Origin of the sequence: Halorubrum alkaliphilum, from assembly GCF_017873815.1 — an archaeon.
Classification (GTDB): Archaea; Halobacteriota; Halobacteria; order Halobacteriales; family Haloferacaceae; genus Halorubrum; species Halorubrum alkaliphilum.
Window position 1 is genome coordinate 18,187 of record NZ_JAGGKQ010000023.1, and the last position, 26,704, is coordinate 44,890.

Sequence of the window (26,704 nt, forward strand, 5' to 3'; positions counted from 1 at the left end):
ATCGTGTGCCCTCGGGGCGGTGTATGTCATCGGGAAACCACAGTCGACGTAAGTTCATTAGGGCCGCTGGCGCGGCGGGTGCGGCCGGTTTCGCGGTCTCGGTCGCGGGTTGTGCTGACGAGACTGACGAGGGTACGACCCCTGACGGAGCGGACGAGTTGGGCGAGCCGGTCGAATCGATCCAGTTCCTCGGACCCACTGCGGGCGTGAACGCGTTCCGGAACGAACTCGCCTCGGTCACTGCCGAGAACTGGGAAGAGATCGGCTTCGATGTCGACCTCAACGAGATGGAGTTCGGCGCACAGGTCGACCAAGCGGTCGTGCAACAGGACTTCGACGCCTCGCTTCTCGGGTGGGGTGGAACGCCGGAGCGGATCGACCCGCACACGTTCATCTACGATATGCATCACTCGGACAACACCGGGCAGGGCGGGCGGAACACGCCCGGCTACTCGAACCCCGAGTACGACGATCTCGCCGACCTACAGGTCACACAGCCCGACGAGAACGAGCGACAGGAGACTGTCTACGAGGCACAGGAGATCATCGCCCGCGAGCAACCCCGGACGTACATCGCCAACGAGGGCGGTGTCCACCCGTACGCGGGTTCCCGCGTGGAGAACATCGATCCGACGCTCGGCGAGGGGCTCAACTCCTTCTGGAACATGATCAGCGTCACCCCGACGGACGGCGACGGCACCGTGACGATGGGGTACCCCTCCGAGATCATCTCGCTGAATCCGATGCAGGACCTGGCGACGCCGGACCGGCAGTTCGTTCGGCTGCTGTACGACCAGCTGTTCCGCATCGGCCCGGACGGGCTCCCGCAGCCGTGGCTCGCCACGGGCGAACCCGTCATCGAGGACGACGGCATGACGTACACGGTCGAGATCCGCGACGACGTCACGTTCCACGACGGCGAGGACCTCACCATCGACGACGTGGAGTTCACCTACGAGCTGTACGCCGACTCGCCGACGTACAGCGGTCTCGTCGAGGTCATCGACGAGATCGAGACGTCCGGCAACGAGATCACGTTCAGACTCGGGGAGCCGTTCGCACCGTTCACCGCGAACGTGCTCGGTCAGGTGTACGTCTTCCCCGAACACATCTGGGGCGACGTCGACCCCGAGGACCTCGCGGACTTCGAGGACCCGAACTGGATCGGGAGCGGTCCCTTCCAGTTCGACGACTGGGAACGCCAATCGGAACTCCAACTCAGCGCGTTCGACGATCACTTCAATCCGCCGAACACGGACCGGTTCATCCGGATCCCCGGTGCCGACGTCTCACAGCTCATCGGCGACCTAGAGGCGGGTCAGATCGACTTCGTCGGGGCGGTGCCGCAGCCGGCGACGCTCAGCCGAATCGAGGAGGACGATGACCTCGACAGCGCGCCGTTTGAGGACATCGGCTACGTGAAGATCGCGTACAACCTCCGGCGTGAACCGTTTGACGACGTCGCGATCCGTCGGGCGCTCTCGTACTGCGTCCCGAAGGAGGAGTACGTCGAGTTCATCCGCGATGGGATGGGGACGGTCACGGACTCGACCATCTCCGAGCACAACGAGTTCTGGCACAACCCCGACGTCGAGCAGTTCCGCCTCGACCTCGACGCGGCTCGCCAAGAGCTCGCCGACGCCGGCTACGGCTGGGACGACGACGGCCGCCTCCACTACGGGGCGGACCAGTAAAACAGGACGGCGATCCGGTCGTCCTCCCACCACCCGAAACACACCGACATCACCCGAATCATGTTCCGACACAGTAACACACGACCCGTCCGGACCGGAGTGAGCGACGCGTGGGACTGAGGGAGTTCGTCGTTCGACGCCTCGTCCAGCTCGTCTTCACGTTCTGGGCGTTTTTTACGCTCCTGTTCGTCCTGTTCCGTCTCGTCCCGGGGGACCCGACGTCGATGTTCCTCCTCGACGGGATGACCCCGGAACAGCGTGAGCAGCGCATCGCCGAGCTGGGCTTGGACCAGCCACTACACGTACAGTACGTGAACTACATCGAACAGCTGTTGACCGGCGACTTCGGTCAGTCGTTCATTTACCGCGAGCCGGTGATCGACATCATCGTCGTCCGGTTCATGAACACCATCGTGCTGATGGGGACCGCGCTGTTTTTCGCGTACCTCATCGGCGTCACCTTCGGTGCCCTGATGGGCTGGTGGCGCGGGTCGCGCTTCGAACGCGGCGGCATCATCGTCACGCTCGTCGCACGGTCCTCCCCGGAGTTCTGGGTCGGGATCGTGTTGCTGTCGGTGTTCGTGTTCTGGCTCGGTTGGTTCCCGTCCAGCGGGATGCGGACCACCGGGGGTGAGCTCGGCGGCGGGTTCATCCAGCGATACGGCTCGATCGACTTCCTCCGGCACCTCTTCCTGCCGGCGCTCACGGGTGCGATCGTCTACCTAGCGACGCCGACGCTCCTGATGCGGAGCACGATGCTCGACGTGTTGAAAGCCGACTTCGTCGAGATCAAGAAGGCCGAGGGGTTACCGGAGATGACCGTGTTGTACAAACACGCCGCGCGGAACTCCGTGCTCCCGCTCGTCACCGTGATGGCGATCGCGACCGGTGCCGCGATGGGCGGCTCCGTCGTCATCGAGACCGTCTTCAACTGGCCCGGGATGGGTCGTGAGATGGTGCGCGCCGTAAACACTAACGATTACCCGATCGCGATGGCAGCGTTCTTCCTCATGGGATCGGTCGTGATCCTGATGAACTTCGTTGCCGACCTCGCGTACGTGTATCTCGATCCTCGGGTGGAATACGAATGAGCACTGATACAGACACGACCCCGCAAGGCGCGGTCACCGGCCTCGAAAAGCGGATCGAACAGCTCCGGGACGGCCTCGGAGTATTCAAAGGGGACCGCTTGGGGCAGATCGGTATCGCCCTGGTTCTCGTGTTCGTCTTCGTCGGCGTCTTCGCCCGTCCGATCACGATCGAGTTCCTGAACGTCACCATCCCGGGGCTCGCGCCCCACGACCCGAACGCCCGCGCCGTCGGCGGCCGTCTGGAGCCACCATCGCTCGCGCATCCGCTGGGGACGACCCAGCTCGGCCGCGACGTGCTCTCCCAGCTGATCGCCGGCACCCGCGTGACGCTTCTGGTCGGGAGTTTGGCCGCCTTCATGGCGGTGTTCATCGGCACGAACGTCGGACTGATAAGCGCCTACTACGGCGGCTGGGTCGACGACGTGCTGATGCGGATCACGGACATCGTCTACGCGGTGCCGTTCCTCCCGTTCGCGATCGTCCTCGTCGCCATCGTCGGCAGCAGCATCGTCAACATCATCGGCGCGATCGTGTTGATCCTCTGGCGGTCGACCGCCCGGGTGATCCGATCACAGGTGTTGAGCCACAAACAGCGTCCGTACGTCGAGAGCGCCGAGGCGATCGGCGCGAGCGACGTCCGGATCATGTACAAACACATCCTCCCCAACGTGTTGCCGCTGGCGTTCTTATACGCCGCGTTCGCCGTCGGGTACGCCGTCATCGCGGAAGCCAGCCTCTCGTTCCTCGGCTTCGGCGACCCGAACATGTTGTCGTGGGGCGAGATGATATTCACCGTCTACACCGCGGACGCGATCCGGCAGGCGTGGTGGTGGGTGTTCCCGCCGGGGATCGCCATCACGCTGTTCGTGATGTCGGTGTTCTTCATCGGCCGCACGCTGGAGAAAGTGATCAACCCCGAGCTGAGACATCAAGAATGAGTTTACTCGAAATACGCGACCTCAAGACGTACTACCGGGCCGACGGCGGCTGGGTTCGCGCGACCGATGGCGTCTCGCTTTCCATCGATCGCGGCGAGACCGTCGGGCTCGTCGGCGAGTCGGGCAGCGGGAAGACGACGCTCGCGAAGTCGATCATCCGTCTGTTCCCCGATAACGCGGAGATACACGGCGGATCGATCGACTACGACGGGACCGAGATCACCGACCTCAGCGACAAGGAACTCCGCCGGCGGATCCGGTGGCAGGAGATCTCGATGATCCCGCAGAACGCGATGAACGGGTTCGACCCCGTCTACACCGTCGGTCAACAGATCGTACAGGTGATACGCCACCACGAGGAGGGCGTCTCGAAGGCCGATGCGCGCGACCGTGCTCGGGACCTGTTCGACGAGCTCGGGATCGAACCCGATCGGATCGACGACTATCCGCACCAGTTCTCCGGCGGCATGGCACAACGAGCAATGATCGCCCTCGCGCTCGCGCTCGGCCCCAGCCTCGTGTTGGCTGACGAGCCGACGACCGCGCTCGATGTCGTCATACAGGACCGGATCCTAGAGACGATCAAAGAGAAACAGGCGGAGATCGACAGCGCGATGATTATGATCACGCACGATATGTCCGTCGTCTCCGAGACGTGTGACCGGATCGCCGTCGTGTACGGCGGGCGCATCGTCGAGATCGCCGACGCCAGAACGATCATCACGAACCCACGACATCCGTACACGCTCGGCCTTCGTAACGCGTTCCCGGACATCAGCGACGACGACCAGGAGCTGATCTCCATTCCCGGGACGCCACCGGACCTCGTCGACCCGGGCGAGGGGTGTCGGTTCGCGCCCCGGTGTCCGTTCGCCGAGGAGGACTGTTGGGAGATAACGCCCGAACCACAGGAGTACGAGCCGGGCCACTTCGTCGAGTGTCACCGCGCCGATGAGATCGACTACCTCCAGTCGGCAGCCGGAGAGAAGTCCACGTGGCAGGACGCGACGACCGGCGACCGTGACGCCGTCGTGGACGGCGGCATCGTCGATACGAGTGGTGCCGATGCGACCGAGACCGAGGGGGGCTCCGCCGATGAGTGAGGCGACGGGGCGCGTCGTCGACGGATCCGAGACGTACAAACTGGAGGTGGAGGACCTCGAAAAGCACTTCCCGGTGAACTCCGGGATCGTCTCGCGGATCCTCCGCGGGGAGAGCGATCAGGCGGTTCGCGCGGTCGACGGGGTGTCACTCGGGATCCGCGAAGGGGAGGCGTTCGGACTCGCCGGGGAGTCCGGCTGCGGGAAGACCACGCTCGGGAAGTCGGCGATCCGCCTGCTCGAACCGACCGGTGGCAAGATCTACTTCGACGGGACGGAGATCACGAACGCCAGCGGTGCCGAGATCAATCGGTTCCGGCGGGAGGCACAGATCATTCATCAAGACCCCTATCAGTCGCTGAACCCGCGGTTCACCGTCTACGAGTGGATAAAAGAGCCGCTCGATGTCCACGGGATCGGAACTGCCGAGGAGCGTGACGCTCGCGTGTACGAAACCATCGAACAGGCGGGACTGAAGCCCGCCGAGGCCTATGCCCCGGAGTACCCGAGCGAGCTGTCGGGCGGGGAGCGCCAGCGGGTCGGGATCGCCCGCGCGCTCGCGCTCGAACCGTCGTTCCTGCTGGCCGACGAACCGGCGAGCATGCTCGACGTTTCGATCCGCGCGAGCATCCTCGACCTGTTCAAGCGGCTTCAGACCGATCTCGGACTGACCGCGGTGTACATCAGCCACGACCTTTCGCTTCTGAAACACATGTGTGACCGGATCGGCATCATGTACCTCGGCGAGCTGGTAGAGGTTGCCCCTGCGGACGAGATCATCAACGACCCGAAACACCCGTACACGCAGGCGCTCGTCTCCTCGGTCCCCCGTATCGATCCCGACGAGGACCGCGAGCGCATCGAACTCGTCGGCGAGGTTCCCGACCCGGTCGACATGCCGAGCGGCTGTCGTTTCCATCCGCGATGTCCCCGGATCGTCCAGCCCGAGGGGTACGACTTCGACCAGGACGACTGGCGTGCCGTCGTAAACCTCCGCCGGGACGTGTTGGCCGGTGACGTCGACCCCGAAGCGATCCGTCGAAACCGCGACGACGACGAGGCTAGCGCCCTCGCGATCCGTGACGCGTACGACGTTCCCGACCGCCTCGCGGATGCGGCCGCGGATGACGTGCTCGACGCGGCGCTCTCGGACGTGCTGGCCGGCGACTCGAACGACGCCGCCGATGTCCTCCGTCGAGAGTTCGCGACCCCGTGTGAGTCGGGCCCGATCGAGACCCATCAGGTGACCCCCACACAGGAGGCCGCCTGCGTGCTCTACGACGAGGACGAACCGTACACGCTCGAGTAGCCGCTGATACGGGGGTCGCGGGGACCACCGCGTCACACGACGAACAAAGCCTTTACCGCGTGGCCGACCTAGATTCGGCAAATGGTACTCGACGACCTCGGAACGTCCCTGCGGAGCAGTCTCGACAGGCTTCAGGGAAAAACAACCCTCGACGAGGAAGACGTCGAGGAGATCGTCAAGGAGATCCAGCGGTCGCTGCTCTCCGCCGACGTCGACGTCTCCCTCGTCATGGAGCTCTCGGATTCGATCGAGAGTCGAGCACTAGACGAGGAGCCGCCGGGCGGCACCACGGCGAAGGACCACGTCCTCAAGATCGTCTACGAGGAGATGGTCGAGCTGGTCGGCGACTCCACCGAGCTCCCCTTGGAGAACCAGACGATCCTGCTTGCCGGCCTCCAGGGGTCGGGGAAGACGACCTCCGCCGCCAAGATGGCGTGGTGGTTCTCGAAGAAGGGACTCCGGCCCGCGGTGATCCAGACGGACACCTTCCGCCCCGGCGCGTACGACCAGGCGAAACAGATGTGCGAGCGCGCGGAGGTCGACTTCTACGGCGACCCCGACGGTGACGACCCGGTCGAGATCGCCCGCGATGGGATGGAGGCGACCGAGGACGCCGACGTCCACATCGTCGACACGGCGGGTCGTCACGCGCTGGAGGACGACCTCATCGCCGAAATCGAGGAGATCGAGCGCGCGGTCGACCCGGACCGCTCGCTGCTCGTCCTCGACGCCGCGATCGGGCAGGGCGCGAAAGAGCAGGCCTCGCAGTTCGAGGCGTCGATCGGCATCGAGGGCGTCGTCATCACCAAGCTCGACGGGACCGCGAAGGGTGGGGGCGCGCTCACCGCGGTCAACGAGACCGACTCCTCGATCGCCTTCCTCGGGACGGGGGAGACAGTTCAGGACATCGAGCGGTTCGAGCCCTCCGGATTCATCTCCCGGCTGCTCGGAATGGGCGATCTCAAGCAGCTCTCCGAGCGCGTCGAGCGCGCGATGCAGGAGACCCAAGCGGAGGACGAGGACTGGGACCCCGAGCAGCTGCTGGAGGGGAACTTCACCCTGAAGGACATGCAAAAACAGATGAACGCGATGAACCGCATGGGTCCGCTCGACCAGGTGATGGACATGATTCCGGGGATGGGCGGCGGAATGATGGACCAACTGCCCGACGACGCGATGGACGTCACGCAGGACCGGATGCGACGATTCGAGCGGATCATGGACTCGATGACCGACGAGGAGCTGGAGAACCCGCGCGTCGTCGGTCAGGAGCGCACGGAGCGGATCGCCCGCGGCTCCGGTACCGACGAGGAGACGGTTCAGCAGCTCCTCGAACAACACGGGATGATGGAGCAGACCATCGAGCAGTTCCAGGGGATGGGCGACGGCGACATGCAACGGATGATGAAGAAGATGGGTGGCGGGGGCGGCGGCGGTCTCGGCGACATGATGGGTGGCGGCAAGGGACCGTTCGGATAGCCGACTGCCGGCTCCCGCCGTTTTAACCGTTTCACCGGAGTACGGCCGGTCGATGGATCTCCGGCGGCTCGTCGACTACGACGTGCTCGTGTTGACGTCGCTGATCTGGTTTCTCGGGAAGTTCGTACGGTACGCGTTCCCCCCGTTGTTCGAGCCGTTACAGGCGAGTTACGGCGTGAGTAACGCGGTCGTCGGCGCGGCGTTTTCGGGGTTCATGGCCGTCTACGCGCTCATGCAGTTCCCGAGCGGCGCGATCGCCGACCGGATCGGAGCGGTTCGGGTGATCGCCGCGGGGGCCGCCGTCGCGGGCGTCGGGTCGCTCGCGTTTCTGTTTGACACCCCGTTCGCGGTGCTCGCGGGCGCGATGCTGGTTCTCGGTGCCGGAACCGGCGCACACAAGACCGTCGCGGTGCGGCTGCTCTCCCGAGTGTATCCGGTCCGAACCGGCCGCGCGCTCGGTGCTCACGACACGTTCGGCGCGCTCGGCGGCGTCGCAGCGCCCGCGGCGGTCGTTCTGTTCGTCTCCGCGCCGCCGGCACTCGACGCGTTCCTCTCGCGGCTGCCGGGTGCCGACTGGCGGGGGCTCTTCGTCGTCACCGGCGTCGTCGCGCTTGCGTCGGCGGTCGCCTTCCTCGTCCGCGTCCCGAGTCGGCTTCCGGGCGACGCCGACCGCGGCCCCCAGCGAGACGAACCGGGGCCAAGCGCTCGTGACTACCTCGCGCTGTTCGAGGACCGTCGGCTTGCCGCGTTCGTCCTCGTGACCGTCGCCTTCTCGTTCGCGTACAACGGAACCGTCGCCTTCCTCCCGCTGTATCTCTCACTGGAGGCCGGGCTCACAACGGCGACCGCGAGCCTGTTGTACTCCGCGCTGTTCGCGGTCACGTTCGTCCAACTCGTCTCCGGGGACCTGTCCGACCGCTTGGGTCGGTTCCCGGTGATGGTCGCCGCGCTCGGAGTCGCGGCCGCGGCCCTGATAGGTATCGTCGCCGTCGCGGGAGGAGGCCCCATCGTCCTCGGCGTCCTCGTCGTCGCGCTCGGGCTCGGGTCACACGGGTTCCGTCCCGTTCGCGGCGCGTACCTGATCGAAGCGCTCCCGGAGCGGCTCGCCGGCGGCGGGCTCGGTGTCGTCCGAACGCTCCTGATGGGTGCCGGAGCGCTCGCGCCCGTGGTCGTCGGCGGGGTCGCGGACGTCGCCGGATTTCGCCCGGCGTTCGGACTGCTCGCGGGGTCATTGGCATTGGCGGCGCTCGTGGCGGCCGGGCTGTGGCTGACGGAGTGAGGTCGGTCTGAGGAAAATCCGCGCGTCTCGTCGGTACAGCTACGGGTTTCACGCCGCTCGATCCGGGTCCTCCGAGCCGACCGCTCCGGGCTCGAACGTCTCCGGGTCGAACTCGTGTTCACGGAGGATGTCGGGGTCGACCGCCCGGAGTACCGACTCGTCGGTCGCCTCAAGGACGACCGGCGGCGCGACACCAGCCTCCAGCGCCTCCACCCAGCGCCCCACACAGAGACACCAGCGGTCGCCGGGATCCAGCCCGGGAAAGTCGAACTCGGGTCGCGGCGTGATCAGGTCGTTGCCGCGGTCGCGGCTGTACGTCAGGAACTCCGCCGTGAGGACCGCACACAGGGTGTGCTCGCCGACGTCGCCGTCGATGTCCCGGCAGTGACCGTCGCGGAGGTAGCCGGTAACCGGGTCGGTGCCGCAGGGCCGGAGTTCGCCGCCGAGGACGTTGCGGTCGGCGGGCTCGGAGTCGTTGTTGGACACACACGTTGATCGGGACACACGGACTTGGGAATGTCGCCGCGCGGGCCGACAGTATAAGGATCGCCCGGGCGAACGACGCGTATGAGTCGGAACGACGAGGTCGCTGCCCTCTTAGAGGAGTTCGCGGACCGACTGGAGGCGACGGGCGTCGAGTACAAACCGAGCGCGTACCGCCGCGCGGCCGAGAACGTCCGCGAGCACACCGCGCCGATCGAGAACTTGGCGGGCGAAGGGGACGAGTCGGTCGCGACGATCGACCGCGTCGGTGACGCCATCGCCGCGAAGATCGTCGAGTACTTCGAGACCGGCGAGATCGAGGAGCTGGAGGAGCTGCGAACCGAGCTGCCCGCCGACATCGAGGCACTGACCGCTATCGAGGGAGTCGGCCCGAAGACGGTCGGCACGCTGTACGAGGAGTTGGGGATCACGACGCTCGACGAGATGGAGGCCGCGGCGGAGGCCGGCGAGATCCGCAAGGTGAAGGGGTTCGGCGCGAAGACCGAGGAGTCCATTCTGGAGAACATCCCTTTCGCCCGCGAATCGCGCAAACGAACCCGCCTCGGCGACGCCCGCCCGGTCGCGGACGAGGCGCTGGAGTACCTCGCTGACCTCGATCCCGTCTCTCGCGTCGAGGTGTGCGGCTCGATCCGGCGGTGGAAGGACACGATCGGGGACATCGACCTCCTCGTCGCCAGCGACAAGCGCGACCCGATCGTCGCGGCGTTCGTCGACTGGCCGGCGGCGGACGCGACGATCGAGGCGGGCACCGGAAAGGCGAGCGTCCGCGCGGACGGCACCCGGGTCGATCTCCGGATCGTCGACGACGCCGAGTTCGGGGCGGCGCTCCAGTACTTCACCGGGTCGCAGGCGCACAACGTCGCGGTCAGGAACCGCGCGATCGACCAGGGGCTCACGCTCAACGAGTACGGGCTGTTCGACGTGAGCGACGTCGACGATCCCGACGCCGGTCAGCGGGTCGGCGACCGTGTAGCGGGCGAAACGGAGAGGGGCGTTTACGAGGCGTTAGGCATGGATCCCGTCCCCCCCGAGCTCCGCGAGGACACGGGGGAGGTCGCGGCCGCGGCCGACGGTGAGCTCCCCGAGCTGATCGAGACGAGCGATCTCCGCGGCGACCTCCATACCCACACTGAGTGGTCGGACGGCGCGTTCACGATCCGGGAGATGATCGACGCCGCGGCCGAGCGCGGGTACGCGTTCCACGCGGTCACCGACCACGCAGCCGGACCCGGGATCTTCGGGAACACCGGGCTCGATGAGGCCGCGATCTGCGAGCAGGCGGGCGCGGTCGAGACTGTCCGCGAGGAAATATCCGGGGAGTACGATATCGAGGTGCTCCACGGAATTGAGGCGAACATCGACGCAGCGGGGGCGATCACGACCGACGACGAGGTCCTCGCCGACCTCGATGTCGTCGTTGCCTCCCCGCACTCGGCGCTCGATGCCGATTCCGACGCCGCGACGGAGCGGCTCGTTCGTGCGGTTGAGCATCCCGAAGTCGATGTGCTGGGGCACCCGACCGGCCGGATTATCAACAGCCGGCAGGGGCTCGCGCCGGATATGGACGCGGTGGCGGCGGCGGCGGCCCGTGAGGGCGTTGCGATCGAAGTGAACGCCAACCCCGCGCGCCTCGATGCGGACGGGGCCGCAGTCCGCGCCGCGGTCGAGGCCGGCGCGACGATCGCCGTGAACACGGACGCTCACTCGCCGCGAGAGCTCGACAACGCCCGCTACGGCGCTCACACCGCTCGCCGAGGGTGGGCCGAGCACGCTGACGTGCTCAATACGTGGTCCGTCACGGAGGTTCGGGAGTTCCTCGGATAGATGAGCGACGAGTCGGACAACGGCGACGCTGCCGACCCGCCGCGCGTCCTCCTTGACGCTATGTGCGGGTCGCTCGCGACGTACCTCCGAATGTGCGGGTACGACGCCGCCTACGCACTCGACCGTGGCGTCGAGGCTGACGACCGGCTCCGTGAGCTCGCGGCTGCGGAGAGGCGAGTGCTGATCACGCGCGACCGCGAGCTTGCGGCCCGTACCGCTGATGCGGTGCTGCTCACCGAGCGTGAGGTCGTAGACCAGCTTCGCGAGGTTGTGGCTGCCGGCTATCCGGTGTCGCTCGCGGCTGAACCGACCCGGTGTGGCTCCTGTAACGGGCCGGTTGAGCGGAGCGACGGGGACGCGATATCGAACGACGACCGCCCCGACTACGTCCCGGACCCCGGCCCAGAGAGCCCCGACCGGCTTTGGCGGTGTCGCGAGTGCGGGCAGTGGTTCTGGAAAGGGGGCCACTGGGAGTCGGTCGCGGCGACGCTTAGGGATCTCTAAGCAACGGTCCGTCCGGAGCGCAACCGGTATGCGCCCGCCGCACGTACGTTCCGGCAATGGAACTGGCGACGGCTGTCGACCGGCTTGAGGAGATTGTCGACCGTGTCGAGCGCGAGCCGATGCCCGTCCCGGTGCGGGAGGTATGGGCGTTCGGGGATATCACGCTCGGGCTCGACCCGATCCAGCGGCTCGACGTGTACGTGACGAAGGACGTGATCATGGATGGGGACACTGACGCGGCGGCCGAGTTTGAGGCCGAGTACGGAATCAAGGGCGTGGGCACCACGGTCGATGCCGCGTGGGCGAGAGCGAATCCGGACCGCGTGCGCACGAGCGACAACGGATACGCCGCCCCTGAAAAGTGTCTCGCGGCCGAATTGGTCGACGGCGTCGACGCGTCTGGTGACGAGCCGATCCACTTGGAGGTGTGTAACGCGAGCTTCGACGACAACGTCACACAGCGGTTTAAGGGCGCACTGGCGCGCGAGGCGTACGAAGACGCGCTTGACCCCCGAGGCGTTTGCCTGTGGGTCGACGGGCAGCGCGACGACGAGGCACTCACAAAACTGCGTGACGCCGCGTTCCCGATGCCGACGCTGTCAGACGCGTTCGGCATGCTCGGCGCGGACGAGTCGGCGGCGGAGGCGGCCGCGGCGGCACTCGAAACGCGCCGTGCGGACCAGGAGGGCCCCTCCGTCCGTGGCGACATGGTGTGAGGCCGGCGTCGGCGGGACGCGTCGTGACCGGTTTATACGTAGCCGAGTGCTTCTCGGAGCCGTGTCGCGGGTTCCGGAGTCGTGTCGCGGGTTCCGGAGCCGTGGTTCGATGTCGGAAGCGTGCGTACCGATACGGTCTGGTCGGTGTTTATACGTAACCGAGCGGCGTCGCCGGCGGCGGTTTATACGGCGTCGATCGTTGATCGACGGTGAATCGTTTTGAAGCCCCGATCGCGAGGCTGCCCTTTTGAGTCCCGCCACACGGCACCGCACCTCACACCTCCCCAGCCTCGCCGCGACGGGCATTTATAAATGCCCGTCGCGGGCTCCCTCGCGCGCGGCGAGGGCTCCCGCCGGTCGCCCTCGCTTCGCACGCGCCACCGCTCCGGCCATCGCATGTCGATTTATATGGCGTGTCGCGTATTGGTTTATAAGAGATCGTCGCTCGTGCCGCCCTCAATCACGACGCGTCGGGGACCCGGCCGACCGTCACCTCGAACGGGACTAACTCGACCCGTTCGTAGCTCTCCTCGCGCATCCCACTTATAACGTCGCGGCCGAGTTCGCGCCAGCGCTGCCGGAGATCGTCGTACTCGGCGGCCGACAGCGCGGCTCGCAGCTCCGTTTCGTGGTCGGCGAGCCCCGACCCGGAGGCCTTCCGCGCGGCCGCTTCGAGCGCGGCGTCGTCGTACGGCGGGGCCGTCCGTTTCTCGTGGAGATAGCGCCGCGTCCGAACGTCGACGAGCCCCTCGTCGGCGAACAGCGTTCGGACGCGGTCGCCGAGCGCGACGTCCGTGTCGACGCCGGCGAGGTACGCGCGCCGTGCCTCCCGTTCGAGGTCGGCCTCACGGTCGACCGTCGAGGCAACCGAGACTTCCGCGTTGTTGGGCTCGACCGCCGCAACGAGGTCGCCGGAGACCCGCGCCAGTTCCCGCACGCCGGCCGCCGGGTCCGGGAGGTTGATGAGGAGCGCCTGACAGGTCGCGAGGTCGACTGCGTCATCAGCGAGCGGGAGCCGCGTGGCGTCGCCCGCGAGGTAGGCGGGCGACCCCGATCGGTCGCGAGCGACTGCCAGCAGGTTCGTGTCGGCGTCGACCCCGAGCACGGTCGCGTCCGGACCGGTCTCCTCGCGGAGGACGCGCGTGAACTCTCCCGTGCCACACCCCACGTCGAGCACGCGCCGCCGGCTCGCCAGCGCGAGGTCGGCGAGCGTCTCCCGGTCGCCGTCCCACATCCCCTCGCGGGTGCGTTCGAGATACGCCGCGGAGAACCGTCTCACGCCGCGTCGTTGGCGGCGGTCCGGATTAAACGCGGGGATCCCGGACGGATCACACCGAGCCGTCGTCGTCCTTCCGTCCCCCCTCATCTCCGCCACCACCGATCCCGAACAGGTCCGTAACCATCGCGGCCGCGACGCCGACGCAGTAGCCGATGAACGCGCCTGTCAGGCCGACGGCCGCGAACCCGCCCGTCAGCGATCCGAAGGGGCCGTCGGCGGCACCGACGCCCGGGATCCCGAACAGCGTGCCGACGACGACGAGGCCGGCGAACACGACGGCGGGAACGACCCCGACCGCGAGGCAGGCGGGGCCGCCACACCGGGTGTACGCACCGAGCGCTGCCACCGGGGCGGGCGCATAAAAGAGGAGGAGCGGTACCGCTCGTTCCGTGAGTGTCGCCGCGATCCGGGCATCGGCCCAGTCGGCGGCGACCGCCGCGACCATCGCGACCGCGACGACGGCCGCGAACCCGACGACGAGCGTGACGGCGCGGTCGCGTCGGCGGCCGACCAGCAGGGCTTCCGAGGTCGCCATACGTGGGGGATCGGGACCGGGAGGCTAAAAAGCCGCGTCGGACGTGCGGCGTCGGTCCCCACGCCTCTCGCCGATGACCGTGCCGTTCGGATTCTCTTCTCGAACTAGTTCGGGGCCGGCATCACTCCTCCCGAAGCTCCCGGACTCGCTCGATGTTCCACGCGAAGCTCTTCCCGTCCTCCGTCGGCGTCTCCAACGCGAGCGGCACGTCACGGAGGTCGGGGTGATTCAGGAACCGTCGCATCCCGTCCTCGCCGATGTGTCCCTCGCCGATGTGGGCGTGTTCGTCCTTGTTGGTACCGCACGCGTGTTTCGAGTCGTTCAGATGGACGTACTGTAGGTGTTCCAGCCCGACCACGTCGTCGAACGCCGCGATGGTCTCGTCGACCGCGTCCGGGGTTGAGAGGTCGTAGCCCGCCGCAAACGCGTGGGCAGTGTCGATACAGACGTCGATGTCGGTTTCCGTCCGGTCGATGATCCCCGCGAGGTGTTCGAACTCTCCGCCGAGTTTCGTCCCCGACCCGGCATCTGACTCGATGAGGATCGTCACGCCGTCGGGCACATCGATGTCGTCGATGACGCTCGCTGCGTTGTCGAGGCCGCCCTCGACGCCCGCCCCGGTGTGAGCCCCGAGGTGGACGTTCACGTAGGGGATGTTCAGCTTGGCGGCCGCGTCAACCTCTTTTTGCATCGAGTCGAGCGACTTCTCGCGGAGCCCCTCCTTGGGCGTACAGAGGTTCACGAGGTAGGAGGTGTGGATCACCCACGGCCCCTCCAACTCGCGTTCGGTCCCGTCGCGGAACGCCGCCGCCTCCTCGTCTCCGACGTTCGGGTCCTGCCACACCTGCGGGGAGTGGGTGAAGATCTGTCCGCAGTTGCCGCCCACTTCCGTCTGGTTCGCGACGGCGTTGTCGATGCCGCCGGCGATCGACACGTGCGCGCCGACTCTGAGGCTCATAGCCGTCGTATGATGTCGGAGGAAAAAGCGGCTTCGGAAGGGGCCGAGCTCTCGACCCCCCGGGTCGTAGTGCTCCGGAAGCCGACGTTTTCCATTCCGGAGCGACACGAGATCGGCCGCGATCGACCGCTCCGATCCATCACTCGCGGTCCCCGCCGCCTCGCCGGCTCCGCACCCAGTCGTCGTCGCGGTACTTCTCCGCGGCCAACTCGCGGGCGCGGTCAAGCTCCGCGTCCGTCCACGACCCGTCCGTGTCGACCGAGCCGCCGCCGTCCGCGACGCCCGACCTGACCCACGCCGACAGCGACGTTTCGAGCGCGCTCACGGCAGTCGACCTGTCGGCGTCGGCCACCTCGTCGATGCCGATGACGCGCTCGCTGAACCCCTCCGCGTCGACGGGTGGATCCGCGAACACGTCGAGATGGGCTGCCGCGTTCACGGAGTAGGCCAGTGAACCGTGCTGGACGACCGCGTCGCGGGTCCGATACTGGGCATTGCCGGCGATCTTCCGCCCCGCGGCGACCACGTCGTGTGCGGGATGGAGTTCCCGGAGATAACAGGCCGGGTGATACAGCTCCGGCACCGCCTCCTCGACGTAGTCGGCGTCGATCCCGAGTCGGTCGAACGCATCGAGGATCGGCTCACACAACAGGTGATACGCGTCGAGAAGCGCCCCGGGCACTGCGTCTGCGGGGACCGCGATCGAGTACGCGATGTCCCCGACCGCGTCGTGATAAATGCCGCCGCCGCCTGTCTGCCTGCGCGTGACCTCCACGCCTGCCCGATCGCATGCGTCCCAGTCGACGGTGTCCGGGTTCTGCCCGTATCCGAGACTCAGACAGCTCGGATCCCAGCGGTACGTCCGGACCGTGGCGGGACCCCCGCTCCCCGCGGTCGCGGCCGCGGTCTCGTCGAGCGCCATCTGTAGCGGTCCCGGCCGCTGTTCCTCGCGTATCACCCGCCAGTCGATGTCGGGCGCGGTCATAGACTTCCCTCAGTCGGGCGTGCCGAAAGCGGTTGTGCTCGGTTCGGGTCGAACTCGCGTATTCTATATCGTGAATTACGATTTATGAGCGGTCTCGGCCGACGCGTGTCGCTTTTAGGAACCGGTGGAGTAAGGGTCGGTATGGTTCGAAACGTCGCCGGCGACATGGCGGAGCTCGCGCCCGAGGACTTCTACCTGCTCTCGGGCGTCGAGCAGGGGATGCGCTTCTCCGAGTGGGTGCGTCGCGACAAGCTCCCCGACTACGCCGACCTGACCCGTGAGGAGGTGGAGTTCCGGATCGACCGGTGTCTTGACCGCGAGTTGATCCAGCGGAAGACGATCCAGTACGAGGGGTACCAACTCACTTTCGAGGGGTACGACGCGCTTGCGCTCCGAACGTTCTCGGAGCGAGAGACCATCGACGGCGTCGGCTCCCCGCTCGGGTTTGGCAAGGAGGGCGACGTGTACGAGGTCCAGTCGTTCAAGCCGCTCGCGTTGAAGTACCACCGGGAGGGATACACGAACTTCCGGGAGGTGAACCGCGAGCGCGAGTACACCGCCGACCGGGATCACGTCTCCTGGCTCTACACCGCGCGCAAGGCGGCAGAGCGCGAGTACGAGGCGATGGAGTCGCTGTATCCCGACGTGAGCGTCCCGCGACCGGTCGATCACAACCGTCACGCCATCGTGATGGACAAGTTCGACGGCGTCGAGCTCGCTCGCGCGACCCTCGAACCCGAACAGGCGGTCGGCGTCCTCGATCTCGTGTTCCGCGAGCTCGCGACCACCTACGACCTCGGATGGGTCCACGCGGACATGTCCGAGCACAACGTCGCGGTCGCCGAAAGCGGGATCACGATCTTCGACTGGCCGCAGGCGGTCCCGGTCGACCACGAGAACGCTCGTGAGTTCCTCGAACGCGACGTGGCGAACCTCCTGCGGTACTTCGCCCGCAAGTATCCCCACGAGGTCTCACGAGACGCCGATACCGACGCCATCGCCGCCGCCATCGCCGACGGCCCCTTCGAGACGATCCGCGCGTTCGATCCTTCATAAATCTCATTCCGCGATATAGAATCTGTGTGTCTGTAGTTCACAGTTTCGGAGGGTGGGCTAGTTTTGGATCGAATCGCCATCAAGTCGTGGTGATTCTCAGCGGTCGGAAATCGATTTTGAATCCTTACTGTCGAACTACCGGACGAGCGTACGAAATTGCGTGGATTTTGGCGCTGCTGAATACGGTTGTCACTCTTGAACGGCGGACCCAGCGGGAGCTCAGCCGATTAGTCGTGCGGGATCAACGCCGAGGCAACGAGCTCAACACACTCACCCGCAGTAATCACAGGTGCGTAGTCCATCTCGCCGTCGATATCCGCTTTCAGCAGGAAGTCGGTCAGCCGCCAAATATTGTACAAGAGGACCGCGAACACGAAGTAGAATAGGCGAACACGGTAATCTTTCGAGGAGGTCTTCGCGAGAAAATCACCTTTGATCGATTTGTACTCACTCTCGATCTGCCACCGGCGGCTGTAGCGCTGACAGAATGTCTCGGCTTCCTCGGGACCGACTCGAAGATTCGTCGCGAAGACGGCCGTCCCCTCTCCACTCGTCGACGGCACGTACAGGAGCCGCATTGGATGCGATCCAGATTCCACATGGACAGAAGCTGACTCAACAGCCACCTCCTGGTCGTCTTCCTCCATTTGTTCGAGTACATCCCGTTCGGAGCTGGAGACCCGCTTCGGAATGAGGTAGTTCACATCGAGGTTTGAGAGTGTCTGGAACACTTGTATCGAATCAAACTCTCGATCACACAGCACCGTCTCGATCGGAACATGCTTTTTCGCTCGTCGAACGAGCCGTCGCACAGTACGATGGATCTGATTCGACGGGTTCTCATCCCACTCAGAGCTCTCTCGAACTGGTTCCACGGCGAGAACGACCGGGATATTCTGTCCGATGATCGAGAGCGTTGCGAATTTGAAGGCTCGGCTGTCTCTATCTTTGGTCCCGCTGACCATTGGCATCTCCTCGGTATCCCCGTAGTAGGGAATAGTCGTGATATCGATCGCGGCAGTGACTGGCCTTCGAAAGGATGCTTCTGAGGCGATCACGGAAAGCAAGTGGTCCGTTATTTCATCGAAGCCGTTCACGAGCTCTTCGGGATCGAACTGCTTGACAGTGCGGAGGTGGGTGTCACCGTGGGGACCGTACTCTTCACCACGACGATATTGGAAGCGAGTCGCTCCCTGCGCGGTGCCACAGCGGACCATCCCCATGAACGTCTGTAACTCGAAAAATTGGGTGTCCTCGTACGAGGCGTTCGACGCCCGACCAGAGTCGAAGTGTCCATAGGCGTGATCACGCGCGAGGCGCGTTATCTGGACAATCTCGTCCTGTGAGAAGGATTTGTCTTCGACTGGGTCTGCGTCTTCTTGCGTATTGTCGACGATCTCTGCCTTAGGCCGCACCTCCGGCTCTGAGATGCTGCGATCATGGACTTCTTTGACAACGAAGTGGGCGGCAGCGTGGATGTATCCGTGGGTCGCGTCGTCGAATCGATTTCGCCATGCCCGCGAGAACGCTGATTCGTCGGGCACTCGACTGAAGCCGAGGATAGTCGCCACTTCCGGTTGTCGGGTGAGTCGTCGAGTGAAGTTAGCGTACGAGTCACCCGTTATCTCCATGAACACGAACGAGAGGACCATCGCGCGAAACGAGAGTGGCCCAGGATGCCACGCTGGATACCCGTCTTCGATAGCATCTATCGAATGATCGAGCTTCTCGAACGCGGTGACGAGATCGGTTTCTTTGAGCTTGTTCCGAATAGTACTCCCCAGTTGGTACGCTTCACACAGAGAGCGCATTCACAGACACTCGTCGCGAGTTGAGTCGTCAGAACAGTACATGTGATTTCTGAGGCGGTTAACAGCAAAGTGGTCTACTTACTCTATCTCTGTCATTTGGATTTTATCGACGAGTGGTCGATCGCTACTCTTGGACCCGATAGTCGATCCGACGTGATTATTAGCGAATGCTTTGGCTTCATCTGTTTCAGAAACCCCATTAGATCCAGCCCTATATCCCCAATCACGTCTATTTTGTTGGCGTAAGTGAGCTCAGTCGCATCGGATAAAGTATCCAGTTCGGTTGGTATTGGCCTCTTTTTGCCAGTTCCTCCCGGAATCTCCCAGTCGACACGAGAGTGGTCTGAAATTACGGTCTCCCCCTGTCCTGTTGTTCGATATATCGAAGTGATATGGAAAGAGTCCGTACGTGAGGTACAGGTCCAGACGAGGTGTGTAATGTCTTTAAAATCCTCAACAGACCCCCGTCTGGGTTCCGGGTGTATATCAACTTAGGAGACCTGTCTGTTGGGTCTGCCGCGGTCTCCGGTCACGGTTCCGCCTCGATATTCCGTGTTCTGCCTAGAGAAATCTACTGAATTAGGTACTAATTCGACACATCCATCGAATGCGTCAGTGTACCATCCCACCGAGAGGCTGATAATGTGGGAACATTGGGTGTGGGAGGTGTATACCGAGTGCCATCAGTCCGTGCGTGAACAACACGTACCCCAGCACAACGAACACAACGCCAAGCAACCGATGGACGCGACGCCGGTGGGCAACGTCGATCGACTGGATAATCGTTCCATAGAGGAAGACGGCCGGGATCGTCCCGATACCGAGGGCACCGAGAGCGATTGCCCCAGCGGTCGGGGATCCGCTCGCGAAAGCGAACAGATACGCGGGATACAGCATCGGACAGGGAAGAAACGCATGGACGGCGCCAAGACCGACAATACTTGGGCTGTTGACGTGTCGGTGAACTCGCGTCGCAAGCCACGATGTGACGCGCTGTACGCCGGGTATTCGAATATCGCCTCCACTCCCTCCGATGACGTACCGAACCCCTGTCAGCACAATGAACCCTCCTACCGCAAGACCGACAATGCCTCGCAGGAGGCCAGCCATCGGTGTCAGTTGATCAGCGGTGACAAAGACGACGCTTCCGAGCGCGCCGAAGACAGTTCCAAGAATTGCGTACGTCGTCGCTCGCCCGACGTTGAACAGGAAGTGCTGGCGAACCTCGTAGGTCGTGAGATGACCGGCACGTCCGTCGTTGGCTGTCGCCGTTCCGCTGTCAGGCTGCGGCGTCATCTGCTTCGAGTACATCGTCACAAGTGGACCGCACATCCCGATACAGTGTGCGCCGCCCAGCACGCCGATGAGGACGAAGAGCACGACGTCAATCCGGAGGAGCGACTCGATCACAGTCGTTCTCGGCTACGTATTGGTTTGTGTCGTCTGGTGTGTCTATCGAACGAGACCGGACAGATACCGAGGACGCGTTACCACTGGCTAACAAGGGGTCGTGCTAGGCTGGGGACGCCTCAATCATCTGGAGTGTAGCTTGGGACAACAATTCTTCACAGTGGGTGCCAATACGTCAACGATGACGGACGAAATAGATATCCCAACCGAGCCGCGGGCTGCGGTCGACGCACTGGCGACTCATCTAACTGCGACCGCAGATCGCCCAGTAGCGCCAGCAACGAACCGATGGCTCGGAGAGGCTGAAGCAGTCGCCCGTGATGCTACCAGTGACGATCTTGACCCGCAAACCAGACAGAAACGGGTTCGTCAGGTTGTCACACTGCTTGAGTCGGCTGACGAAACAGACGATGTGGTCGCCGACCGCCACATCGAAGCGGCGATTGAATGCTGTCGAGTCGTTCTCGCTAACGAGTGACTGTGTTCCTTTTTGCACGGAATCGCCCTCTCGGCGCTTATTAAATTCATTAATTAGAATAACCAAATTAAACCTCATAAAGTTGTTCTCTTTCGTTAAAGAAACCTATATACGTTACAAAAGTATATTCTAGCGCGCCACACTTATATTCGTAGTCTCTGAAGAATACTTTGATGAGTTCAAAACAAGACGATCTTAAAGAGACAAACACCGAGGCTCGCTTCGAGTTCAAAAAAGAGGAGAAGTCCGCCTTCAAAAGCGAGAAGGGGCTCACCGAGGAGACGGTCCGCGTCATCTCTGAGGACAAAGACGAACCCGAGTGGATGCTGGAGCGCCGGTTGCGCGCGCTCAGACAGTTCCAAGAGATGCCGATGCCGACCGACTGGCCCGGCCAGCCGGACCTGAGCGAGGTCGACGTAGACGAGATCGTCCCGTACATCCGCCCCGACGTCGATGTTCGCGCCGGCGTCGATGACTGGACGGAGCTCCCTGAGGACATCAAGGACACGTTCGACAAGCTGGGCATTCCCGAGGCGGAAAAGAACGCGCTCTCGGGCGTCGGCGCGCAGTACGAATCGGAGGTCGTCTACCAGAACATGCAGGAGCGGTGGGAGGAGAAGGGCGTCATCTTCTGTAACATGGACGAGGCCGTCCAAGAGCACGAGGAGCTCGTCAAGGAGTACTTCATGACGGAGTGCGTCCCACCGAGCGACAACAAGTTCGCGGCGCTTCACGGTGCGATCTGGTCCGGCGGCTCATTCGTCTACGTCCCCGAAAACACCACCGTCGACATGCCGGTTCAGGCGTATTTCCGGATGAATTCCGAGGGAATGGGCCAGTTCGAGCACACGCTCATCATTGCTGAGGAGGGCTCCGAAGTCCACTACATCGAGGGATGCTCGGCACCGAAGTATTCGAAATTTAATCTTCACTGTGGGGGCGTCGAAGTGTTCGTCGACGAGGACGCCCACGTCCAGTACTCGACGGTGCAGAACTGGTCGAAGAACACGTACAACCTGAACACCAAGCGCGCCATCGCCGAGAAGGGCGGGCGCATGGAGTGGATCTCGGGATCGATGGGGTCGAAGGCGACGATGCTGTACCCCTCGACGATCCTGAAGGGTCGCGGCGCCTCCGACAACCACATCACCATCGCCTTCGCGGGCGAGGGCCAAGACATCGACACCGGCGCGAAGGTGTACCACAACGCGCCGGAGACGAAGTCGACCGTCGAGTCGAAATCGATCGCGAAGGACGGCGGCCGCACGAACTACCGCGGACTCGTCCACATAGCTGACGGCGCTTCTGACTCCTCGACCGCCGTCGAGTGCGACGCGCTGATGTTCGACAACGAGTCGACGTCGGACACCATGCCGTACATGGAGATCAACGAGTCGAAAGTCGACGTCGCCCATGAGGCGACCGTCGGGAAGATCGGCGACGAGGATATCTTCTACCTCCAGTCGCGTGGTCTCGACGACGACGACGCGAAACAGATGATTGTTTCGGGCTTCATCGAGCCCATCACGGAAGAGCTACCCATCGAGTACGCAGTCGAACTGAACCGACTCGTCGAACTCGAGATGGAGGGCTCGCTCGGGTGATCTGATGCCGGAGTGTACACATTGCGGAGGACACGTCTCACAGCGATTCGTGACGGTGTTCGGCTTAGACGGCGGTGACGTAGTTGCCTGCCCAGCATGTTCCAGTCAAGCGAACATCGCAGAGACGATCAGGAACCGTCACTAGCTCCGAACCATGGAACACTGCTTCGCATGTGATACCGACTACGGATACATCGGAACGGATCCACACCAAGGGTCATGCCCAGCGTGTGGATCGACATCAGTCACGCCAGCGGGCAATACTGAAGTAGTAGATACGGATGTCTGGGAGAGTGCAAACGGGCTTTCGGCAATTCACGTGACGGCAGTCGACGCACACTCACGGCGGTTCGAGTTCGAGATCGCAGCACGCCGTGGACGAGGGAGCCTCGTCTGTCTCACCATCGACGGCATGCGGGTTCCGGCTGATCCGATATGGTCGGTTCCGCCTAGTGTCGCTACTACGGTCACCGCATACGGGATCAGGATCAAAAATAAAAAAACAAACCGGGCTTCGTTATGAACGAAATACGGTTCGGTGGCGTCTGCTGTGGTGGATCTATGAGACCCAGTAGTGGTGATGACCAGTGGTAAGACAACACCTCAGCACGGATGAAACGGAGGCGGCCCTGCAACGAGGTCGATCATCAGCTGCGACACCGAACGTAGGTGGTGACCAGCGGACCCGCTCCAAGCCGACAACCAATAATGAAAGCACGAAGTCTGGAGATCCTACTCTCTGTCCTGAGTGTGACGGACAGCTCTGTCAAAATGATAATGACACGGAGATCGTCTGTGCCGACTGCGGGATAGTCATTCCAGACGCAACACTTGACACGAGTATCACGCTATACACACCGAGTGGTGAAGCTGATGGGGACTCACGTGTTGGGCCGCCGACCACAAATCTCCTACATGATAAGGGGTTGTCGACGGAGATCGGGTGGAAAGATGTCGACGCAAACGGGAACAATCTCTCAGGAGAGCGGAAAGAACAGTTTAGCCGCCTGCGAAAATGGGACAAACGCTCTCGGCAACAGTCAGCAACCGACCGCAACCTCATGCATGCGCTCGGTGAGATCGATCGGATGGCCGCCGCACTCGGTGTCCCTGACTGTACGCGGGAGACGGCAAGCGTGATCTATCGGCAGGCGCTTGACGATGGGCTTCTTCCCGGCCGGGCCGTTGAAGCTGTTGCGTCGGCCTCACTGTACGCAGCGAGTCGAATGGATGGTATTCCCCGTTCGATTAATGAAATCGCTACAGTGAGCCGGGTCAAGCAGCTGCGCGTTGAGCGAGCATACCGACACATCTCACGTGAACTCGGGCTGAAGATTTTTCCCACGGACCCCAGCGCATTCATTGGCCGGCTTGCGTCGGATGTTGACTGTAAGCCGGCGACGGAACAGCGGGCGCGACAGTTGGTCAAGGCAGCAAGGAAAGAGGGCGTTCATAGCGGAAAACACCCGGTGGGGATCGCTGCAGGGGCGCTGTACGCGGCGGCACGACTGTGTGACGAGCAGATACGACAGGTCGACATCAGCCGTGCTGCGGACGTGAGTGAGGTAACGATACGAAATCGTTACCCAGAAATCCTTGCTGCGGCGGATTGCGACGACTGGACCTGAACTATGGGTCGTGCTCGCCGTGGATCGCTGTATTGAACAACAATAGTGGCCGTCCTATTCGGTCTGATCGGCCGTCTGAACGAGTTACTGACTCCCTGACAAAGTCTCAAGTTCGTTGCTCAGATAAGTAGATGTAGGTGTGGGAAGGATGTCTAAGTCGGAGACACAACACGAGACGTGGCTGATCGATATGGACGGTGTGCTAATACGTGATGAAACCGCCCTCAACGGGGCTAAAGAGTTTATTGCTCAGTTACGGGAGCAAGAGCGTCAATTCCTCGTCCTTACCAACAACTCGATATATACGCGGCGCGACCTCGCCGCCCACCTCTCGAAAGCCGGACTCACTGTCCCAGAAAAACGAATTTGGACATCAGCCGTCGCGACGGCACAGTTTGTATCGAATCAGATGCCGGAGGCTTCTGCGTACGTAATCGGCGAGGCCGGGCTGAAAACGGCGCTACATGACGTTGGGTATACGCTCACTGATACGGATCCGGATTTCGTCGTTCTCGGGGAGAGTCGCACGTACTCATTCCAGAACATCACCGAGGCCGTTCGATTAGTCGACAGAGGTGCGCGATTTATTGTAACAAACCCAGATGCAACGGCCCCGTCTAGTGACGGTCCGCTTCCAGCGACAGGATCCGTCGCTGCCCTCATCACAGAGGCGACGGGGAACAAGCCGTACTTCGTCGGTAAACCCAATCCAATCATGATTCGCGGCGCGTTGAACCGACTCGGTGCTCACTCTGAATCCACGGCGATGATCGGCGATCGTATGGATACAGACGTGGTGGCCGGTATTGAAGCCGGCCTGAACACATACCTCGTGTTAACGGGGTCAACTAATCGTGATGAAATACCGGAGTACGCATACCGACCGACCGAGGTCATCGAGTCAATTGCCGATCTGACGGATAGTGCCTAGTCTCCACGAGAGATAAGGTATAGTTGCTTACCTAAGTGTGATGCTCGATAATCCGGTGTCAAAATCAAGATTGCCACGTCAAATGACGTCGTGGAGGGTGTCAACGCTCCACCGGGAAGCCGAAAGTGGGAACGAACTACCGCCCAAGCGGGGTATTAGGAAGCGCAAGGACTGCGACGATTGCGGGTGGGACGTGAAGTGCCATCAGTCCGATTGCCTCGCTCGTCGTCACATCGTCGACAGCGAAGAGAAGACCGATATTGGGAAGAAATGACAGTAGTAGCACCGCAACAGCAATGCGGACGAACGTCTGGTCTGGCGTTGCGGAACGTCGTGTGAGCGCGCCGTACACGAGCGTTGCGCCAACCGTTCCGAGTAGCGTCCAGACGATGATCGGTGGGTACTGGAAAAACTCAGTTGAAGCTACAAGGTTCTGTGATAGTGTGATCCAGCCGAGAATCAGATTGACGATGACCGCAATTACGAACGTTCCGATTCCCCGAGTGGCAAGCGCCCGAGCGGCTGTTGGATTCTGAGATGGCATGCTGGCTTGCTATTCGGAGACATTACTCGCACGCGAGCAGGAGTCAACCCCGAGCAGCGAGTATGCAGGACAGTTCCGGACGGATGCTGTACCGAGTAATAACAGAGCAACGACACCGAGCACTGGAGACACTGCGGGTGGAAGCGGGACTGCTCCCAGAAGAGTTGCGATAGCGGTCACGCCCGAAACCGCACCGATGGCTGTTCTCACTCGCTGATCTGTCGGCCCGACGTTTTTGTTCACATCATACACAAGAATGCTAGACTCATAAATGTAGTGTTGGGTAATGCTGGCAAGACAAAAATCGCATATCCACACTGTAACGCCCTTATTAAGTATCCAATCAACTCAGTATTGGATGTGTAAGACAATACTTATGGGACAGAAACGTGTATAGTAATATGTGAAAGACAGCGAAAACAGCCGTTCATTTGGATCAGTGTTGATACTCTTACAGGGAGTCGTGACTGTACTCTTTCCACAGGCAAGTGTCAGACTCACAAAGAAAATGATAGGGAAGAACTTCGACAACGCCTCTGAACTTGAGGCAAACCCAGCGTACCTCCAACAGTTGCGTGCGATTGGTGTCGGCATGATTGCTGCAGCTGGTACAGATCTACTCCTACAGAACGTCGAAAAGTCAGATGCTGAACGCTCCGAATTTGCGGACTCAGAAGGGGAGTAGCCCACGCGACGTTTGCCACTCCCGGAGCGCGCCGAGGATGATCTCCTTCTGGGTTGAGCTGTTGAACGCGTCACCACCGCTCTATTTCCACCACGACCACAAAACATATCAATTTTTGATTATTTCAACAGAGCAGCAGGAACATCATCTGGAGACCGACTGGCCGTTCAGCTGTGTGGTTCCCGACCGATAACGGCATAGAATGGATCGGTCCCGAGGTGGTCGACGACGCGTTCCGTTTCTCTGAATCCCCCGGCGGCAAAATACTGGTCGTGTTGCAAAGCGGTCTAGAGTTTGCCTCTGGTGCTCTCAATTGAGAGTTCACAGCTCATTGCTGTTTTGGTCGATCGTTGGAGCAGTTC

General features: G+C 62.7%; 26 protein-coding genes. 16 read left to right on the plus strand and 10 right to left on the minus strand.

The features are described 5' to 3' along the window. Positions 1 to 23: 23 nt before the first annotated feature. The 7 genes from J2751_RS12430 (at position 24) to J2751_RS12460 (ending at position 8,890) form a co-directional block, all read left to right on the plus strand. A complete protein-coding gene (locus tag J2751_RS12430; RefSeq protein WP_209486438.1) occupies positions 24 to 1,694 on the plus strand; it encodes an ABC transporter substrate-binding protein in 1,671 nt (556 codons plus the stop codon). Between the two features lie 110 nt (positions 1,695 to 1,804). Beyond that, entirely contained in the window at positions 1,805 to 2,785 is a 981-nt protein-coding gene (locus J2751_RS12435) for an ABC transporter permease (protein WP_209486439.1), read from the plus strand. Continuing rightward, positions 2,782 to 3,723, plus strand: a complete 942-nt coding sequence (locus J2751_RS12440) for an ABC transporter permease (RefSeq protein ID WP_209486440.1) — start codon at positions 2,782 to 2,784, stop codon at positions 3,721 to 3,723. The genes J2751_RS12435 and J2751_RS12440 overlap by 4 nt, the downstream gene beginning before the upstream one ends. Beyond that, the gene (locus tag J2751_RS12445) at positions 3,720 to 4,826 is read left to right on the plus strand and encodes an ABC transporter ATP-binding protein (RefSeq protein ID WP_209486441.1); all 1,107 of its coding nucleotides are present in this window, start codon (positions 3,720 to 3,722) and stop codon (positions 4,824 to 4,826) included. The genes J2751_RS12440 and J2751_RS12445 overlap by 4 nt, the downstream gene beginning before the upstream one ends. Next, entirely contained in the window at positions 4,819 to 6,132 is a 1,314-nt protein-coding gene (locus J2751_RS12450; RefSeq protein ID WP_209486442.1) for an ABC transporter ATP-binding protein, read from the plus strand. Before J2751_RS12445 ends, J2751_RS12450 begins: the two co-directional genes overlap by 8 nt. Before the next feature lie 81 nt (positions 6,133 to 6,213). Next, the gene (locus J2751_RS12455) at positions 6,214 to 7,611 is read left to right on the plus strand and encodes a signal recognition particle protein Srp54 (protein WP_209486444.1); all 1,398 of its coding nucleotides are present in this window, start codon (positions 6,214 to 6,216) and stop codon (positions 7,609 to 7,611) included. A gap of 52 nt (positions 7,612 to 7,663) precedes the next feature. Continuing rightward, positions 7,664 to 8,890 (plus strand): MFS transporter, encoded by a 1,227-nt coding sequence (locus J2751_RS12460; protein ID WP_209486446.1) that lies wholly within the window; start codon positions 7,664 to 7,666, stop codon positions 8,888 to 8,890. Between the two features lie 48 nt (positions 8,891 to 8,938). Here the strand turns inward: J2751_RS12460 and J2751_RS12465 are convergent, their stop codons facing one another. Next, positions 8,939 to 9,376, minus strand: a complete 438-nt coding sequence (locus J2751_RS12465; protein WP_209486448.1) for a DUF2237 family protein — start codon at positions 9,374 to 9,376, stop codon at positions 8,939 to 8,941. 81 nt (positions 9,377 to 9,457) lie between these two features. Here J2751_RS12465 and polX point away from each other — a divergent pair, with 81 nt between their 5' ends. Genes polX through J2751_RS12480 form a run of 3 tightly spaced genes read left to right on the plus strand, consistent with a single transcriptional unit; the run spans position 9,458 to position 12,438 of the window. Next, positions 9,458 to 11,218, plus strand: coding sequence for a DNA polymerase/3'-5' exonuclease PolX (gene polX, locus J2751_RS12470; RefSeq protein ID WP_209486450.1), 1,761 nt, complete (start codon positions 9,458 to 9,460; stop codon positions 11,216 to 11,218). Further along, a complete protein-coding gene (locus J2751_RS12475; RefSeq protein ID WP_209486451.1) occupies positions 11,219 to 11,722 on the plus strand; it encodes a Mut7-C RNAse domain-containing protein in 504 nt (167 codons plus the stop codon). A gap of 56 nt (positions 11,723 to 11,778) precedes the next feature. Further along, complete coding sequence (locus J2751_RS12480) at positions 11,779 to 12,438, plus strand: DUF7095 family protein (RefSeq protein WP_209486453.1); 660 nt, start codon at positions 11,779 to 11,781, stop codon at positions 12,436 to 12,438. Between the two features lie 460 nt (positions 12,439 to 12,898). On the opposite strand, the gene J2751_RS12485 is transcribed toward J2751_RS12480, so the two are convergent. The 4 genes from J2751_RS12485 to J2751_RS12500 form a co-directional block, all read right to left on the minus strand. Then, on the minus strand, positions 12,899 to 13,717 hold the full coding sequence (locus J2751_RS12485) for a class I SAM-dependent methyltransferase (protein ID WP_209486455.1): 819 nt from the start codon (positions 13,715 to 13,717) through the stop codon (positions 12,899 to 12,901). A gap of 49 nt (positions 13,718 to 13,766) precedes the next feature. Then, positions 13,767 to 14,252 (minus strand): hypothetical protein, encoded by a 486-nt coding sequence (locus J2751_RS12490; RefSeq protein ID WP_209486457.1) that lies wholly within the window; start codon positions 14,250 to 14,252, stop codon positions 13,767 to 13,769. A 121-nt stretch (positions 14,253 to 14,373) separates the two neighbouring features. Continuing rightward, positions 14,374 to 15,210 (minus strand): deoxyribonuclease IV, encoded by an 837-nt coding sequence (locus tag J2751_RS12495; protein WP_209486459.1) that lies wholly within the window; start codon positions 15,208 to 15,210, stop codon positions 14,374 to 14,376. A gap of 139 nt (positions 15,211 to 15,349) precedes the next feature. After that, on the minus strand, positions 15,350 to 16,195 hold the full coding sequence (locus J2751_RS12500) for a lipoate--protein ligase family protein (protein WP_209486461.1): 846 nt from the start codon (positions 16,193 to 16,195) through the stop codon (positions 15,350 to 15,352). Between the two features lie 141 nt (positions 16,196 to 16,336). Here J2751_RS12500 and J2751_RS12505 point away from each other — a divergent pair, with 141 nt between their 5' ends. After that, the gene (locus tag J2751_RS12505) at positions 16,337 to 17,251 is read left to right on the plus strand and encodes an RIO1 family regulatory kinase/ATPase domain-containing protein (RefSeq protein WP_209486463.1); all 915 of its coding nucleotides are present in this window, start codon (positions 16,337 to 16,339) and stop codon (positions 17,249 to 17,251) included. Between the two features lie 227 nt (positions 17,252 to 17,478). On the opposite strand, the gene J2751_RS12510 is transcribed toward J2751_RS12505, so the two are convergent. The 3 genes from J2751_RS12510 to J2751_RS15890 all read right to left on the minus strand — a co-directional run bounded on the left by J2751_RS12510 (position 17,479) and on the right by J2751_RS15890 (position 20,968). After that, positions 17,479 to 19,062: a transposase gene (locus J2751_RS12510; protein ID WP_209486465.1), complete on the minus strand. Its 1,584-nt coding sequence runs from the start codon at positions 19,060 to 19,062 to the stop codon at positions 17,479 to 17,481. 612 nt (positions 19,063 to 19,674) lie between these two features. Continuing rightward, the gene (locus J2751_RS12515) at positions 19,675 to 20,472 is read right to left on the minus strand and encodes a sulfite exporter TauE/SafE family protein (protein ID WP_209486467.1); all 798 of its coding nucleotides are present in this window, start codon (positions 20,470 to 20,472) and stop codon (positions 19,675 to 19,677) included. Between the two features lie 244 nt (positions 20,473 to 20,716). After that, positions 20,717 to 20,968 carry a hypothetical protein gene (locus J2751_RS15890; RefSeq protein WP_209486469.1) on the minus strand — a complete coding sequence of 84 codons (252 nt, stop codon included), beginning with the start codon at positions 20,966 to 20,968 and terminating at the stop codon, positions 20,717 to 20,719. 155 nt (positions 20,969 to 21,123) lie between these two features. On the opposite strand from J2751_RS15890, the gene sufB reads away from it, so the two are divergent. The 4 genes from sufB to J2751_RS12535 all read left to right on the plus strand — a co-directional run bounded on the left by sufB (position 21,124) and on the right by J2751_RS12535 (position 25,113). Next, on the plus strand, positions 21,124 to 22,554 hold the full coding sequence (sufB, locus tag J2751_RS12525; protein WP_209486471.1) for a Fe-S cluster assembly protein SufB: 1,431 nt from the start codon (positions 21,124 to 21,126) through the stop codon (positions 22,552 to 22,554). 4 nt (positions 22,555 to 22,558) lie between these two features. Further along, the gene (locus tag J2751_RS15935; RefSeq protein ID WP_449405241.1) at positions 22,559 to 22,699 is read left to right on the plus strand and encodes a DUF7563 family protein; all 141 of its coding nucleotides are present in this window, start codon (positions 22,559 to 22,561) and stop codon (positions 22,697 to 22,699) included. A 484-nt stretch (positions 22,700 to 23,183) separates the two neighbouring features. After that, entirely contained in the window at positions 23,184 to 24,182 is a 999-nt protein-coding gene (locus tag J2751_RS15895; protein ID WP_209486480.1) for a transcription initiation factor IIB, read from the plus strand. A 148-nt stretch (positions 24,183 to 24,330) separates the two neighbouring features. Next, complete coding sequence (locus J2751_RS12535; protein ID WP_209486473.1) at positions 24,331 to 25,113, plus strand: HAD-IIA family hydrolase; 783 nt, start codon at positions 24,331 to 24,333, stop codon at positions 25,111 to 25,113. Between the two features lie 136 nt (positions 25,114 to 25,249). On the opposite strand, the gene J2751_RS12540 is transcribed toward J2751_RS12535, so the two are convergent. Then, positions 25,250 to 25,657 carry a DUF6069 family protein gene (locus J2751_RS12540; RefSeq protein WP_209486475.1) on the minus strand — a complete coding sequence of 136 codons (408 nt, stop codon included), beginning with the start codon at positions 25,655 to 25,657 and terminating at the stop codon, positions 25,250 to 25,252. Positions 25,658 to 25,666: 9 nt separating this feature from the next. Next, positions 25,667 to 25,975, minus strand: coding sequence for a YgaP family membrane protein (locus tag J2751_RS12545; RefSeq protein ID WP_321168737.1), 309 nt, complete (start codon positions 25,973 to 25,975; stop codon positions 25,667 to 25,669). 85 nt (positions 25,976 to 26,060) lie between these two features. Here J2751_RS12545 and J2751_RS12550 point away from each other — a divergent pair, with 85 nt between their 5' ends. Continuing rightward, positions 26,061 to 26,342: a hypothetical protein gene (locus tag J2751_RS12550; RefSeq protein ID WP_209486478.1), complete on the plus strand. Its 282-nt coding sequence runs from the start codon at positions 26,061 to 26,063 to the stop codon at positions 26,340 to 26,342. Positions 26,343 to 26,704: the final 362 nt, after the last annotated feature.